This window comes from Citrobacter sp. Marseille-Q5395 (assembly GCF_947057495.1).
Taxonomy (GTDB): Bacteria; Pseudomonadota; Gammaproteobacteria; order Enterobacterales; family Enterobacteriaceae; genus Citrobacter; species Citrobacter murliniae.
The window spans coordinates 22,244-37,242 of the sequence record NZ_CAMSEL010000006.1 but is presented as its reverse complement, the minus strand read 5'-3'; the positions used below and the strand labels follow the sequence as shown (position 1 = coordinate 37,242).

Annotated in this window: 13 protein-coding genes; 6 read left to right on the top strand and 7 right to left on the bottom strand. The window is 49.7% G+C overall.

Annotated elements, in window-relative coordinates; translation table 11 throughout:
- Window positions 1-36 precede the first annotated feature (36 nt).
- The 3 genes from OH663_RS08425 to OH663_RS08415 form a co-directional block, all read right to left on the bottom strand.
- The gene (locus OH663_RS08425) at window positions 37-597 is read right to left on the bottom strand and encodes a YagU family protein (RefSeq protein ID WP_045449427.1); all 561 of its coding nucleotides are present in this window, start codon (window positions 595-597) and stop codon (window positions 37-39) included.
- Window positions 598-839: 242 nt separating this feature from the next.
- Window positions 840-2,030: a cystathionine beta-lyase gene (gene metC / locus OH663_RS08420; protein WP_045439378.1), complete on the bottom strand. Its 1,191-nt coding sequence runs from the start codon at window positions 2,028-2,030 to the stop codon at window positions 840-842.
- Window positions 2,031-2,061: 31 nt separating this feature from the next.
- Window positions 2,062-3,294: a dicarboxylate/amino acid:cation symporter gene (locus OH663_RS08415; RefSeq protein ID WP_045439370.1), complete on the bottom strand. Its 1,233-nt coding sequence runs from the start codon at window positions 3,292-3,294 to the stop codon at window positions 2,062-2,064.
- Window positions 3,295-3,517: 223 nt separating this feature from the next.
- On the opposite strand from OH663_RS08415, the gene OH663_RS08410 reads away from it, so the two are divergent.
- From OH663_RS08410 to OH663_RS08385, 6 genes are all read left to right on the top strand, one after another.
- Entirely contained in the window at window positions 3,518-4,444 is a 927-nt protein-coding gene (locus tag OH663_RS08410; protein ID WP_045439367.1) for a LysR family transcriptional regulator, read from the top strand.
- 73 nt (window positions 4,445-4,517) lie between these two features.
- A complete protein-coding gene (locus OH663_RS08405) occupies window positions 4,518-5,798 on the top strand; it encodes a DUF445 domain-containing protein (protein ID WP_045439364.1) in 1,281 nt (426 codons plus the stop codon).
- Window positions 5,799-5,807: 9 nt separating this feature from the next.
- Window positions 5,808-6,047, top strand: coding sequence for a DUF2164 domain-containing protein (locus OH663_RS08400; protein WP_045439361.1), 240 nt, complete (start codon window positions 5,808-5,810; stop codon window positions 6,045-6,047).
- Between the two features lie 119 nt (window positions 6,048-6,166).
- Window positions 6,167-7,318 (top strand): double-cubane-cluster-containing anaerobic reductase, encoded by a 1,152-nt coding sequence (locus tag OH663_RS08395; protein WP_200012607.1) that lies wholly within the window; start codon window positions 6,167-6,169, stop codon window positions 7,316-7,318.
- Between the two features lie 9 nt (window positions 7,319-7,327).
- Complete coding sequence (yjiL, locus tag OH663_RS08390) at window positions 7,328-8,095, top strand: putative 2-hydroxyacyl-CoA dehydratase activator YjiL (RefSeq protein WP_045439357.1); 768 nt, start codon at window positions 7,328-7,330, stop codon at window positions 8,093-8,095.
- Window positions 8,092-8,343: a putative Se/S carrier protein gene (locus OH663_RS08385; protein ID WP_045439354.1), complete on the top strand. Its 252-nt coding sequence runs from the start codon at window positions 8,092-8,094 to the stop codon at window positions 8,341-8,343. The genes yjiL and OH663_RS08385 overlap by 4 nt, the downstream gene beginning before the upstream one ends.
- 700 nt (window positions 8,344-9,043) lie before the next feature.
- Here the strand turns inward: OH663_RS08385 and OH663_RS08380 are convergent.
- From OH663_RS08380 to uxuA, 4 genes are all read right to left on the bottom strand, one after another.
- Complete coding sequence (locus tag OH663_RS08380; RefSeq protein ID WP_048222161.1) at window positions 9,044-10,051, bottom strand: porin; 1,008 nt, start codon at window positions 10,049-10,051, stop codon at window positions 9,044-9,046.
- Window positions 10,052-11,094: 1,043 nt separating this feature from the next.
- Entirely contained in the window at window positions 11,095-11,868 is a 774-nt protein-coding gene (gene uxuR, locus OH663_RS08375) for a Uxu operon transcriptional regulator (RefSeq protein WP_045439346.1), read from the bottom strand.
- A 131-nt stretch (window positions 11,869-11,999) separates the two neighbouring features.
- A complete protein-coding gene (locus tag OH663_RS08370) occupies window positions 12,000-13,475 on the bottom strand; it encodes a fructuronate reductase (protein WP_200042207.1) in 1,476 nt (491 codons plus the stop codon).
- Between the two features lie 83 nt (window positions 13,476-13,558).
- Window positions 13,559-14,743, bottom strand: coding sequence for a mannonate dehydratase (uxuA, locus tag OH663_RS08365; protein WP_045439339.1), 1,185 nt, complete (start codon window positions 14,741-14,743; stop codon window positions 13,559-13,561).
- Between the last annotated feature and the right edge of the window lie 256 nt (window positions 14,744-14,999).

Sequence of the window (14,999 nt, the reverse complement as noted above, 5' to 3'; positions counted from 1 at the left end):
GCCATAAGAAGCCATAAATAGTGCATCTACTTTTGATCATCTGGCTAAATGTAACGGAACTTCAGCATCCGGTTCATGCGTGATCCGATTTCTCAGGTCACGGCGAATCATTTCAATCACCCAAAACCAAAAAATGTGCCCCACTATTTCAGAAACATATTCATCGAATGGTAGTTGGGACAACGGTGGTGAAAGATGAAATGCAGGGATGAAGATACCATGAACAGCCACTGTCACGATCAATCCCGCTAACACACCTTGCCAAAGTTTTACTTTCGGAAAAATTTCAGCAGCGACACAGTAACCCACGGCAAAGACTAAGGAAAAAATGATGTGCGTTACCATCACCGGATTAATCACGTGTTCTGAAAAAGTGTAAACCGTCTGCGTCGGATCAATCCCCAGATAGTCTCTCAGGAAAAGATACGGCGGATTAAATTCATTACGTCCCAAAGAAAACGTTCTGGGAGGAAGTGGGACTTCAGCCCCCCACTTAACAAATGCAGAGAGAATCCCGGAAACGATACCAACCAGTAACGCGACACCATAATGACGACGTTCCGGCGCTGTTCTTATAAAAAAATCATTAAGATTCATAATATAACCATCCCTTACGTAAAATAATAACATTGAGGATCCTGATCAATGCTACCCGTATGAGATGATGAAAATTGTGACAAAGATTAATTTTGACAAAAAATGATCTAATTTGATTTTAAATGATGTATTTTGATTGATATTGCCGACCACAACTTCTATGCAACCCCGCAAAACAAGCACTTTATCCGGCCTGTGTAGCCACAGCAGGCCGGATAAGCGTCTACATTTATCACTTTACGTTACGCGATTCGTGCAAACCCCGCTTCCAGATCAGCAATCAGATCGCCAACATCTTCCAGGCCGATATGCACCCTGACCAGCGTTCCGCTGAAATCGACATCCCCGGCTGGGCGAATGCTGTTCAGCTCTTCCGGCTGGTTGGCCAGAATGAGTGATTCGAATCCTCCCCACGAATAGGCCATATGGAACAAAGAAAAATTATCGAGAAAATTCGCCATCTGTTCGTCGGTCAGTCTCTTTTTCAGGACAAACGAGAACAGGCCTGAGCTACCGGCAAAATCACGCTGAAAATACTCATGACCGGGGCATTCCGGTAACGCCGGATGATTCACCCGCGCCACTTCAGGTCTCGCCGACAGCCAACGCGCAATATGGATGCTGCTCTCCTGGTGCTGTTTAAGACGTACAGCCAGCGTACGTAATCCGCGGCTACCGTTGTAAGCCGTATCGGCATCCAGCGTTTGCCCCATCAGATAGGAGTTCTCACGCAGACGATCCCAACAGCGGGCGTTTGAAACCGCCGTCCCCAGCATGCCGTCCGAATGGCCAATGGTGTACTTCGTGCCAGCCTGAATGGAAATATCCACGCCGAAGTCCAGCGCTTTAAACAGCACTCCCGCCGCCCAGGTGTTGTCGATCATGATGACGATCTCTGGGTTCACCGCGCGGATCGCCTTCACCATTCCCGGCACGTCCTGCACTTCCATGGTGATTGAACTGGGGGATTCCAGGAACACCACTTTCGTCTCAGGGCGCAGAAGATCGACAATGCCTGCACCAATTAGCGGATCGTAATAAGTGGTTTCCACATTGAATTTACTCAGGATCTTATTACAGAAATCCTGAGTGGGTTCATAGGCCGCTCCGGTCATCAGGATATGATCGCCGCTTTGGACAAACGCCAGAATCGCATTGGTGACCGCCGCCGCACCGCACGGGTACAGCGCACAACCCGCACCGCCTTCCAGGTCGCTCATTGCCTTCTGGAATGCGAAGTGTGTGTAAGTTCCGCGACGACCGTAGAACAGTTCGCCATTCGCACGATTGGCGGTGGCAAATTTTTTGTCCTTCACGGTATCGAACACCAGCGAAGAGGCGCGCTGGATCACCGGATTCACCGCTCCCTGGGTGTAACGTTTGTCGCGACCAGCAACGACCAGTTGCGTTTCAAGCTTGATTGCGTCTTTCATAACTTCTCCTGTTCTAAATCCGTGTGAAAACCTATACCACCGCAGCAGTAGAGTTTATTTCAGTATTGGTCTGCTTTTTTCCAGCGAACCGCTCGACAATCTGTGCCGCATTCAAATCATGGATCACGTTAATCAGCGTGGCCGGAGCATCGGTAATCGTACCCAGCACCACCAGCATCGGGATGGCTTCCATCGGCAAGCCCAGCGTCGTCACGATAAAAATCTCTCCTAAAAACGCCCCACCTGGTACACCGCCGACAATAATGGCGGAGAGAACGGCAATCAGCATCGTCAGGAAGAATGTCTCAGTGGTGAACTCCATGCCCAGCACCGAATAGATAAAGACGATTTTCAGTGCGGCAATCATCGCCACGCCGCCTTTATTCAGGTTGACCAGTAGCGGAATAGAGACATCAACGATTTCCGGGTTAATTCCCATCGCCTTACCCGCACGTAGTGTCACAGGGAGTGTGCCCAGTGAAGAACACGTCCCTAACGCCGTGGCTGACGGTTCAATCGCATTACGCCAGAAGGCTTTAACCGCCGGAATACCGCCGCCAATATACGAATAGAGAATAGAACCCAAAACGAAGTAGACCAGCGTAGCAACCATAAACAGACCAATGGCGCGGGCAAAGGTTAACAGCAGACCAGAGTCCTGACTGGCCATCGTGGCGGCGAAATAGCAGCCAAGACCAATCGGCGCCACTTTCATAATGATTGAAACGATCTTCATGATGACGGTGTTGGCATCTTCCAGCAGCGACGCAATACGCTTACCCGCCTGTTCAGATTGTCCTATCGCCACTCCGGCGATAATCGCCATCACGATCAGCGCCAGAATATTGGACTTAGAGAACAGCCCGATAAAGTCACTGGTGGTGATCATACTGACAAAATCCATCTTGCCGCTGCCCGCCTGTACAGACTGCGAAAGATCGATAGTGACGCCCTGCGCCGGGTTATACCATAGCGCCAGCGCCACAATTCCAGCAGCCGGAATAAAGGCCATTGCGATCGAGACAATAAAGATAATCGCCATAATACGTCCCAGCCTTTTCAGGTCGGTCATACTGGCGATGGAGGACATGACGCTGATACCCACCAGCGGCACAATAATCATAAATAACAGGTTTAAAAATATCTGACCTATTGGTTGGAGTTTACTTGCAAACGTCGGGGCATAAATACCTAATAAGCCACCAATAACCAGAGCAATTAATAAAATAATCGACGATTTGTAGGGTTCGAGTCGTGACCACATAATGGGTACCTTTAAAATTATAAAATATTAAATGAGATTAAATTCACATTTTGATGAGTTTTCGCTCCGCCTCCTTATATTTGTGATGCAACTCACTTAAGTTGTTATTTTTTCATTTTGCCAGCAAGTTGTTTCCTGTGATTCAATAGTTGCATGTTTAAAACGCGAATGTAACGGCCTATTCGTACCGTTTATGCAAATCACTTGTGAATTTAAGGAAACAATGAGTACGCCGATTTCACTCAAGCATCTGGAGTTTTTTGTCAAAATCGTCGACTGCGGAGGATTATCTGAAGCCGCCGCGCAACTCAACGTATCGCCTTCAGCGGTAAGTAAAAGCCTGACTGCCATGGAGGACACGCTGGGTACGACATTAATTAAACGTACCACCCGCAGTATTACTCTGACCGATGCAGGGCAATATTTATTTAACCGCGCGAATAAGTTATTGAAAGAGTTTGATGAAACGCTGAACACGACCTCCGGCTATTACCACAGTCCGCAGGGTGAATTACGTATAACCTGTTCGATCGCTTTTGGTTATTCACGACTGGTAAACCTGGTGGATAAATATCGCTCCCAGTTCCCGGATGTGAATCTGTATATCGATCTCAACGATAACTTTGTCAATCTGAACGAAACAGATTTCGACATCGCCCTGCGCATCTCCACAGCACCGCCACAAAACTATGCGATGCGCAAGCTGGTGCCTATCCGCTGGGCGTACTGCGCATCACCCGGCTACCTTGCCAAAAAAGGTATGCCCCAGCACCGTAGCGATCTGGTGAATCATGATTGTCTGGTTTACCCCGGCCTCACGCCGGTACTAAAAGTGGCAGATGAGCAGGATCGTCTGCATCAGTTGAAGCTGCACATGCCAATCCAGGCCAACAGCAGTCTGGTATTGCTGAAATCGGTATTAGAAGATCAAGGGGTGGCGTATTTACCCACCTATCTGATTGGCGATCATATTCAAAAAGAAGAGATAACGCCGCTGATGCTCGATGGCACCATCACCTGCGAAACCCACGCCCTTTACGCGCTCTATTTTCCCAGCAAGTACAGTAATCCGAAGGTGCGATCGTTTATCGACTTTCTGGTAACGGAACTCGGCCCATTACCCGCATGGGACAACTGGATCCCTGGGTAAAATCTCCACCTAAAAATGGGAGGTACGCCACATTTTTTGCGCGATCCCAGCGTCTGGCTCTATCCTTAAGCCTATGAATAAAATTACTGAACTCAAACGCGCCAAGCGACTGGCGCTCTCTCTGCTGCTGATCGCTGCTGCGACGTTCGTCATCACCCTGTTTCTGCCGCCAAACTTCTGGGTGCTCGGAATCAAGGCGATAGCCGAAGCGGCGATGGTTGGCGCGCTGGCGGACTGGTTCGCCGTGGTGGCACTTTTTCGTCGGGTACCGATTCCATTTATCTCGCAACACACGGCGATCATCCCGCGTAACAAAGACAGAATCGGCGAGAACCTCGGTCAGTTCGTGCAGGAAAAATTCCTCGATACCCAGTCGCTGGTGGCGTTGATCCGCCGCCATGAGCCGGCCTTGCTGATTGGTAACTGGTTCAGCCAGCCGGAAAACGCCCAGCGCATTGGTCAGCACCTGCTGCAAATTATGAGTGGTTTTCTCGAACTGACCGACGACTCCCGCATCCAGCGGCTGATCAAGCGCGCGGTGCACAAGGCTATCGACAAGGTTGATCTTTCCGGTACCAGTGCGCTAATGCTGGAAAGCATGACCAAAAACAATCGCCACCAGGAGCTGCTCGACACGCTGATTACGCAGTTGATCACCCTGCTACAGCGCGACAGCTCACGGGCGTTTATTGCGCAGCAGATCGTGCGCTGGCTGGAGACAGAACACCCGCTAAAAGCGAAACTCCTGCCGACCGAATGGCTGGGCGAGCACAGCGCCGAGCTGGTGTCTGATGCGGTCAACTCCCTTCTGGATGACATCAGCCACGATCGGACGCATCAGATCCGCCATGCCTTCGATCGCGCCACGTTTAAACTGATTGATAAGCTCAAACACGATCCGGAGATGGCTGTCCGGGCGGAAAGTCTCAAAAGCTATCTGAAAGAGGATGAAGCCTTTAACCGTTATCTCGGCGAGTTGTGGGCGGATCTGCGCCAGTGGGTGAAAACCGACATTAACGCCGACGATTCCCGCGTGAAACAGCGTATCGCCAGTGCCGGGCAGTGGTTCGGTGAAACGCTGGTTGCCGACAGCGCCTTGCGCGCTTCGCTGAATGGGCATCTTGAGCAGGCCGCGCGTAAGATCGCACCGGAGTTCGCTACCTTCCTGACACGCCATATCAGCGACACGGTAAAAAGTTGGGATGCGCGTGATATGTCACAGCAAATCGAGCTGAACATCGGCAAAGATTTGCAGTTTATTCGCGTCAACGGCACGCTGGTTGGCGGTTCTATAGGACTGGTGTTATATCTGTTGTCGCAAATTCCTTCCCTGCTGACACTGCCGAATTTTTAAGGAGAAAAAATGGCTGAAATCACTCTGGCCCCGGCGGATCGTGATCGTCTGCGTAGCGAGCTTGAAACGTACTGTAGCGACCACTTTGATCTTGAGCTTGAACAATTCGACGCCGAGTTCTTTATTGATTTTATTATCGAAAAACTGGGATCTGCTTTCTACAACGCGGGAATTGAAGAGGCGATCCGCACCCATATTGCCTGGAGCGAACGGATCCAGGAAGAAATGGATCTGAAGAAAATTCTATGACCGCATACTGTAGATGGACAAATGTATACATCGCGAGGGAGATCAATAAATACACAATAACTATAAGGTTATAATGCGGCGTCTTTTCACTGTCTCCCGTGTTACGGGGAAGGAAAACCATGTCGCTTATCACTGATTTACCCGCCATTTTCAACCAATTCTCCGACGCTCGTCAGAAAGGCTTCCTTACCGTAATGGATCTTAAAGAGCAGGGAATTCCGCTCGTTGGGACCTATTGCACCTTTATGCCGCAAGAGATCGCGATGGCTGCTGGAGCTGTTGTCGTTTCGCTGTGTTCCACCTCTGACGAAACCATTGAAGAAGCTGAAAAGGACCTCCCGCGTAACCTCTGTCCGTTGATCAAAAGCAGCTACGGCTTTGGTAAAACCGACAAATGCCCCTACTTCTACTTTTCTGACCTGGTGGTGGGCGAAACCACCTGCGACGGCAAGAAGAAGATGTACGAGTACATGACCGAATTTAAAGCGGTACATGTGATGCAACTGCCCAACAGCGCCAACGATGCGGCCTCTCGTGCGCTATGGAAAGCTGAGATCCTGCGTCTGCAACAAGGTATCGAAGCCCGTTTTGGTACCCCTATTACCGAAGCTGCGCTACGTGAAGCCATTATGCTCAAAAACAGAGAACGTCGCGCGCTGGCGAATTTCTACCGCGTTGGCCAACTCAACCCGCCTGCGCTCAGCGGCAGTGACATCCTGAAAGTGGTGTACGGCGCGACCTTCCGTTTTGATAAAGAGGCGCTTATCGACGAGCTGAACAGCATGGCCGAGCGCGTACGTCAGGAATGGCAGGACGGCAAACGCCTGGAATCACGGCCCCGCATTCTGATCACCGGTTGTCCTATTGGCGGTGCGGCAGAAAAAGTGGTCCGCGCCATTGAAGATAACGGCGGCTGGGTGGTGGGCTATGAAAACTGCACCGGTGCTAAAGCCACAGAACAGTGCGTGGAAGAAACCGGCGACGTCTATGATGCGCTGACCGATAAATATCTCGCTATTGGTTGCTCCTGTATCTCACCTAACGATCAGCGTCTGAAAATGCTCAGCCAGATGGTCGAAGAGTATCAAGCCGACGGCGTTGTCGATGTTATCCTACAAGCCTGTCATACCTATGCCGTTGAATCACTTGCGATTAAACGCCACGTTCGCCAGCAACACAATATTCCTTATATCGCCATTGAAACTGACTACTCCAGCGCAGATATCGGCCAGCTGAGCACCCGCGTTGCCGCGTTTATTGAAATGCTGTGAGGAGCACGGATGACATACTCAATAGGGATCGATTCCGGCTCCACGGCGACCAAAGGCATTCTGCTGGAAGGAGGTATTATCAAACGCCGCTTCCTCTGCCCTACGCCTTTTCGCCCCGCAGAAGCGATCGCGCAGGCATGGGAAACACTGCAAGCCGGGCTGGATGTACGACCGTTTTTAACCCTCACGGGTTACGGACGTCAGCTCGTGGATTATGCCGATAAGCAGGTCACTGAAATTTCCTGTCATGGACTGGGGGCGCGCTTGCTGGCGCCCGACACCCGTATGGTGATTGATATCGGCGGTCAGGACAGTAAAGTCATACAGCTGGACGATGATGGCAACCTCAGCGATTTTTTAATGAACGACAAATGTGCGGCCGGGACCGGACGGTTTCTGGAAGTCATCTCACGCACACTTGGCGCCAGTGTGGAGCAACTCGATACCATTACCGCAGGCGTAGAACCACATGCTATCAGCAGCATGTGTACAGTGTTTGCCGAGTCAGAAGTTATCAGCCTGCGCTCAGCAGGCATTGCGCCGGAAGCGATTCTGGCAGGCGTGATCAATGCGATGGCCAGACGCAGCGCGAACTTTATCGGGCGGCTTTCAGCACAAGGGCCATTGTTGTTTACCGGCGGCGTCAGCCACTGCAACGCCTTCGCGCGTATGCTCGAAGGACATCTCGGCATCCCCGTTCATACCCATCCCGACGCACAATTTGCCGGTGCCGTGGGTGCAGCACTGATTGGCCATCGTCAGAGGAAACGCCAGTGACGGAAACACTGTTCTTATTTCATTCCACCGTCGGCGTCATCAAAATGCGCAAGGCGTTACAGGCTGCAGCGATCAACTTTCGGGTGGCGGATATCCCCCGCCAGCTGCGCGGTGGCTGCGGATTGTGTATCTATGTGAACTGTGCTGCGGATGAGGAAGCGCAGTGGGTGATCCCGGGACATACCGAATCTATTTACCGCTTTGAGGACGGAGAGTGGCGCTGCATTGCCACGTTTGCCGCCTCCTGACCGCTCAAGCCCGTCTGTTTATAATACATACCAAAATAATTCGAGTTGCATGAAGGTGGCAAACGAGTGAATACCAAGGAGCGAACACAAGTACGTGACTGGGGTTAGCGAGTGCAGCCAACGCACAGGCAACTTGAAGTATGACGGGTATATTCATAAAGAGTAACAGGATCCCAGTAAGCGTATATTGTTGGTGTCAGTTTGGACACGGGCAGTGCTCAAACTGACAAGTAAAATAGCCTAATGGGATAAGCTCTAAGCCAGAAAGTCACCAGATATATATAGTGTTCAGATAACTCCGCAATTCAATATCAACATTTAATAGCACACAAATAACAGCCAGACATTTTCTAGTTCTTTTTACAAAGAACTGGCGGAAAATGCGTAAAAATGGACATATCAATTCAACATCAACAACGCTCGCAGAAATAGCTTATACCATGACTAAAAACCCCATTATTGGTCTAATTGTTCTTTTCAGCTTAGTTGATATAGTAAAGGGTTATAGAAATTGTTGGCAGCGTGGATTCGTTTATTATATTGACATCCACAACGGTGTTTCTTTGGCAGGAGGTAGCGTTTGTTTTACAAGCCTGCGCCATTGCTTGTGTTTTTTTATCAATATGAAAATAGCGGGAAGAAAGACTCAATATAAAAAGGTATCTTACTGAAGATACCTTTTTCATATCATAACAAAAAGTTAGAACTGATAGGTCAGGCCTGCAACGACTTCGTTGTCACCGTTAGTGCCATTGAGGAGGTTAATCTTGTAACCAACATCAGCAACGATGTTTTTATTGAAGTAGTAGTCTGTACCCAGCGCGACATATTCGGTCAGGTCAGTATTGTTGTCATCACGCGCATGCACATAAGCCACGTTCGGACGCAGACCGAAATCAAACACATAGGCAGCCATCGCTTCAAAGTGCTGCGCTTTGTCCGCGTCCTGAATCAGGTTATGGGATTCGCCATACATGGTCGCAACGTAGATAGCGTTAGCGTCATACTTCAGGCCAGCCCCCCAGAACTCTGCGTTTTCCCCATTCCAGCCGTGTTGTTTCTGATCGGTAGTCACCGCACTGGTTGAATAGGCTGCAACAGCAGACACACCAGAATCCGCGATGTTGTCATAGCCCAGAGAGAAGCCGTAGCCGTTACCATGCTGCTTAGCAGGGTTAGCGTCGGAATCATCCTGACCCTGATATTGCGCAGCCACGTTTACGCCATCAACGGCGCCAAACAGATTTTTGGTACGGAGTGTTGCAACACCAGAAGTGCGTGTAGTAAGGAAACGGTCAGTATCTTCATAGGAGTCACCACCGAACTCTGACAGAGTGTCAGTGTAAACTCCCACATCGTAAGCGATACCGTAGTTACGGCCATAGTCAAAGCTAATGTTGTGACCATAATCCAGGCCAGCAAACGCCAGACGTGTATTAACGCCATTCTGCGACCCTTCTGCTTTAGAGGCATCAAACTGACTTTCAAACTGGCCATAACCGGTCAGTTGATCGTTGATTTGTGTCTCGCCGCGGAAACCCAGACGTGCATAGGTACCGTCAGTATCAGTACCATCAGTCCAGGAATGAACCGCTTTTACTTTGCCGTACAGATCCAGTTTGTTGCCATCTTTGTTATAAATTTCCGCTGCATGAACGGAAGTTACCCCTAATGCCATCACTGTTAATGCCACTGCTGTCTTTTTCATATTTTTACTCACTTTTAATTGTGAATTTTGCTATCAACTTTGTTATGAGGGCAGCGTGCCCACATAAAAAAGTCCCCTATCAAGTAAGGGGAAAAATCAATAACATACCAATAAAGGTAATAATGAAGTGGCAAGACATAATTCATTTTCAGGATTTTAAATAAAATCCAGACAGAGAATGGCTATTTTTATTCCTGGGGTTCACTCTGATTAATAGAACGATGTAACATTAATGCCTCAGCAATAATATCCTGTTTACTTTTTCGTGTTTCATATGCCAACGTTCGAACATATTCCCACAGAGAGGTATCGACACGAGCACTTAAAAGAACCATATCTTTAGATCGGGTACCCCTTGCTTTTCGAATATCGGGATAATCTCGAGAGGGCATAGTCAACTCCTGAACGCAATAACACGCTTATGGCGATGAAATATGCAGCCAGTGTAAAAACATGTCAATGGCAAAAATATCCTCACAATAGTAATAAAACTGTTAATAAACAGCCAAAAAATGGAACATCATTTCAAATGAAAGATAACTTTATTATAGAATAATATGTAATGATTGCTTTACGTATATTGTTTCTTATTCACCTGACTAAAAAATTGGGTACTGGAAATGATAATCACGATACGTAATCAAAACATCATTCCGGCCAATAGGTTACATAGCGTTATTAATGTCTACATTCGCATAAAACGCCTTTTTTTATGCGATGTTAGGCAAGATTAACCGGCTCAAACTTCTGCGCAAATCACTTTAATTCTCACTTAACATTGGTCAGCTTTGTCTAAAAATAAGCACGGAAAGGTAAATTTAAGGTAACGAAGGCATTCTTTCGCCTTTAAAAATAAGTCATTTTTAATTGATACAAATCAATTTTTACTCTGCTCTCACGGCGCAAGAAAATCACCATCCGACAGGATGGAAACAATTTATTACGCCGAATTTAACGTGCGAAAATGGGGGAATGTATCGTAATACAACAGAACAAAGTGAAGCGCGGACTGAAACAGTCCGCGTTGTACTCAGCGGGAGAAATCAGGCGTTAACTTTATCCAGTGGCCAGGATTCAAACAGATAGCCATCAAAGTCGATGTCATCGACATTAGAAAACTCCAGCAGACGCTGTTTGACGTTTTCCAGATGCTGCCACATCGCCAGCTTGGCCGCACGGGCGTCCTTTTTGATCAACGCCGCCAGGATCTGCTTATGGTCACCCAGCCATTCTTTGCGGTAATGCGTATCGTCAAGATGGCTGTGTAGCTGGATCCACATTGGGTTGTTCTCACGCCACTGCCAGGACTGGCGAAACAGTTCCACCAACATACTGTTATGCGTCGCCTCAGCAATGGCGAGATGGAACTGCATATCACCGCTTTCTGTACCGTTCGGTTCGCTGGAAGCCAGTTCTCGCTCTTCCAGTTGTAACGCCTGGCGCATTTTGACGATATCTTCGCGGGTAGCCTGCAGAGCAGCAAATTCAGCAATATTGCTTTCAAGTAGCTGACGAGCCTGTAACAGCTCAAAAGGACCGGCATCGTTACAATGGTTCACATCGGTGTTATCCATTGCATGAGCGTCTGCGTTATCAAGCACATAGATCCCGGCTCCACGCCGCACGTCCACCAGCCCTTTAATTTCCAGCATGATTAACGCTTCGCGTACCACCGTTCGGGTGACATTGAGCATCTCGGCAATTTCACGCTCCGGCGGCAGGCGCTCACCAGGGTTGTACGGCGTCTGTACAATAAGATCGCGGATCATTGCGCCCACTTCCTGGTAGGGCCTTTGCTGAGAAGTGTTCGATTTCATAATGTTATGCCCGTCAGATACGTTTATTCAGATCCGGTGATTCGGTATCGAACTATAGCATTTGTGGAGAGCCAAAAACAGGAAACGGGTCAACCAAATAGACTTTTGATTGACCCGTCATCGTGGGGAAGTTATGCGTCAGCGCTTAACGCCGCAACGCACTCACGCGCGCCCTGCTCACACAGCTGTTGATAGCTCGCGATAATCGTATCGACAAAGTCGGCCTTTTCCGCTAAATCGTGACCAAAAATCCCGCTTAATCCCAGCAGAGCCGTAACACGTTCGGCTCCCTGATATTGCTGGTTGATCCGCTGATATTCCGCCAGTAATGGGTCGACAACGTCAATTGCCTGCCCCTGCTCATCCACACCCAGGGTGTAACGCATCCAGCCCGCCACACCGAGCGCCAGGTGTCGCCAGTCGCTGCCGTTCTGCAAATGCAGACGTACTGGATCCAGCAAGCGCTGCGGCAGTTTCTGGCTGCCGTCCATCGCAATCTGCCATGTACGGTGGCGCAGAGAAGGATTACTGAAGCGCTCAATCAGCAGCGTCGCATAGGCTTTAAGATCGGTGCCTTCCGGCATAGAGAGCGTCGGAGCCTGCTCCTGCATCATCAGTGCAAAGGCTGCTTTGCGGTATGCCGGATTAGTCATGGTATCCGCGATGGTTTCATACCCACCGAGGTAGCCCAGATAGGCAAGGAAAGAGTGGCTGCCGTTAAGCATGCGCAGCTTCATCATTTCAAATGGCACCACGTCGGCAACAAACTGCGCACCGACTTTATCCCAGTCAGGACGACCATTAACAAAATTATCTTCAATCACCCACTGGCGGAACGGCTCACAGGCGATAGCACACGGATCATACACGCCCAGTTGATCAGCGACTTCCTGTAACATCTCAGGGGTCGCCGCCGGAACGATACGATCCACCATAGTGCACGGGAAGGTAGCGTGAGTTTCAATCCATTTCGCCAGCTCCGGATCGCGCGCTTGTGCCAGCCCCAGCACCGCGACTTTTGCCACATGACCGTTTTCACGAACGTTGTCGCAGGACATCACGGTAAAGGCCGCCAGTCCCTGCTCACGGCGCAGATGCAGCGCCTGCACAATGTAGCCAATAGCCGATTTCGGTGCCGCCGGGTTTGCCAGATCATGTTGGATCAGTGGATTATTGAGATCTAACTGACCGCTGGCAGCATCCGTGCAGTAGCCTTTTTCGGTTACCGTCAGAGAGACAATCGCCGTCTGCGGTCGCGCCATAGCCTGCAGAATACCGTCACAACCATCAAGATCCGGGTGTAACGCTTCTTTCATCGAGCCGATGACTTTCAGCACGGTGTCGTCAGCCCCTTTCTCCGCCACGGTATACAGAAGCTGCTGCTTTTTCAGATTTTCGATCAGCACACGGTCATTACCCGGCATCAGGTTCACTTCACAGATGCCCCAGTCGCTGTCTGTATGTTCCAGTAAATGGTGCGTGTACAACGCCTGATGCGCACGGTGAAAAGCACCGCATCCCAGGTGAACAATACGGGATTGCAGACGAGAATGATCCCACGCCGGGCGTGCAACCGGCAGGTTGCTGTTAGCAATTGTCGTAGTCATCGCGAACTCCATAACCCATCGGAAATGCCGACGGGAAGAGAAAAGAACAAAGCCGGCACGGCACGTCGCCCTGCCGGTCTGGTTTAGCGGCTAAAAAAAGCGCGCTGAATAGCCATTTCAACGCCACGGACTTCCGCCAGCCCTTTCAGGCGCCCAATCGCGGAATAGCCAGGGTTGGTTTTCTTTTTCAGATCGTCGAGCATCTGGTGACCATGATCCGGGCGCATCGGGATCAAATCCTCCTGGCCCTGGGCCTTACGGCGATGCTCTTCTTCCACGATTGCCTTCACTACTTCGTACATGTCGACATCACCATTGAGATGCGCCGCTTCATGGAAGGTTTTCGGGTTGTCTTCACGCAGTGTCGACCGAAGATGGGTGAAGTAAATACGCGGACCAAACTGCTTGATCATATCGACCAGATCGTTGTCTGCGCGAACACCGTAAGAGCCGGTACACATGGTGAAACCGTTGGCCATGCTGCTGACCGTATCGACCATCCATTGCATATCTTCCACGGTGGAAACAATACGCGGCAGGCCGAGGATTGGGCGCGGCGGATCGTCCGGATGTACCGCCATGCGTACGCCCACTTCTTCCGCGACCGGGATAATCGCCTTCAGGAAGACGGCGAAATTCTCACGTAGCGCGGCTTTATCAATATCTTTATAACGCTCAAGGTGCTGGCGGAACTGATCGAGGGTATACCCTTCTTCCGCGCCCGGCAGGCCGGCGATGATATTGCGGGTCAGACGGGCCTTATCTTCATCACTCATGGTCGTGAAACGTTGATTCGCCTGGGCGATTTCTTCAGCGCTGTAGTCGGCTTCTGCGCCTGGACGTTTGAGGATATGCAGCTCAAATGCGGCAAATTCAATCTGATCAAAACGCAACGCTTTGGAACCGTCCGGCAGAACATATTCCAGATCGGTACGTGTCCAGTCGAGAACAGGCATAAAGTTGTAGCACACAGTACGAATGCCACACTGTGCCAGATTGCGCAGTGACTGCTGGTAATTGGCAATCCACTGAAGATAGTTACCGGAACGGGTTTTGATATCTTCGTGGATTGGCACGCTCTCCACGACTGACCACACCAGACCCGCCTGTTCAACAATGGCTTTACGCTTCTGGATCTCATCAACCGACCATACTTCCCCGTTCGGGATATGGTGCAAAGCAGTAACAACGCCCGTCGCCCCCGCCTGACGTACATCAGCTAAAGTGACCGGATCGTTCGGACCATACCAGCGCCATGTCTGTTCCATGCTCTATTCCTCATTTACCTAATGGGCTCGACAATATGGCACATAAATTCCTCTTTTTGGTATGACATGTCAACCTGAATAGGAATATTGGTTAACCAAATCACAATAATGGCGATGTTTGCCAGTGATGACAAAACCCAAAACCATATCAGCAGTGCAAATCTGTAACGCAATGTGACATTCATCGCATCAATGGTTAACCAATTTATATAACATCTCAACCAAAATCATAATGGTTCAACCAAAGAAGGCAGAC

Excerpts from the sequence above, each read along its gene's own strand:
- yjiL (WP_045439357.1), top strand. The coding sequence starts at position 7,328 with ATGACATACTCAATAGGGATCGATTCCGGCTCCACGGCGACCAAAGGC.
- OH663_RS08395 (WP_200012607.1), top strand. The coding sequence starts at position 6,167 with ATGTCGCTTATCACTGATTTACCCGCCATTTTCAACCAATTCTCCGAC.
- uxuR (WP_045439346.1), bottom strand. The coding sequence starts at position 11,868 with ATGAAATCGAACACTTCTCAGCAAAGGCCCTACCAGGAAGTGGGCGCA.
- OH663_RS08380 (WP_048222161.1), bottom strand. The coding sequence starts at position 10,051 with ATGAAAAAGACAGCAGTGGCATTAACAGTGATGGCATTAGGGGTAACT.
- OH663_RS08370 (WP_200042207.1), bottom strand. The coding sequence starts at position 13,475 with ATGACTACGACAATTGCTAACAGCAACCTGCCGGTTGCACGCCCGGCG.
- OH663_RS08415 (WP_045439370.1), bottom strand. The coding sequence starts at position 3,294 with ATGTGGTCACGACTCGAACCCTACAAATCGTCGATTATTTTATTAATT.
- OH663_RS08405 (WP_045439364.1), top strand. The coding sequence starts at position 4,518 with ATGAATAAAATTACTGAACTCAAACGCGCCAAGCGACTGGCGCTCTCT.
- metC (WP_045439378.1), bottom strand. The coding sequence starts at position 2,030 with ATGAAAGACGCAATCAAGCTTGAAACGCAACTGGTCGTTGCTGGTCGC.
- uxuA (WP_045439339.1), bottom strand. The coding sequence starts at position 14,743 with ATGGAACAGACATGGCGCTGGTATGGTCCGAACGATCCGGTCACTTTA.
- OH663_RS08410 (WP_045439367.1), top strand. The coding sequence starts at position 3,518 with ATGAGTACGCCGATTTCACTCAAGCATCTGGAGTTTTTTGTCAAAATC.
- OH663_RS08425 (WP_045449427.1), bottom strand. The coding sequence starts at position 597 with ATGAATCTTAATGATTTTTTTATAAGAACAGCGCCGGAACGTCGTCAT.
- OH663_RS08400 (WP_045439361.1), top strand. The coding sequence starts at position 5,808 with ATGGCTGAAATCACTCTGGCCCCGGCGGATCGTGATCGTCTGCGTAGC.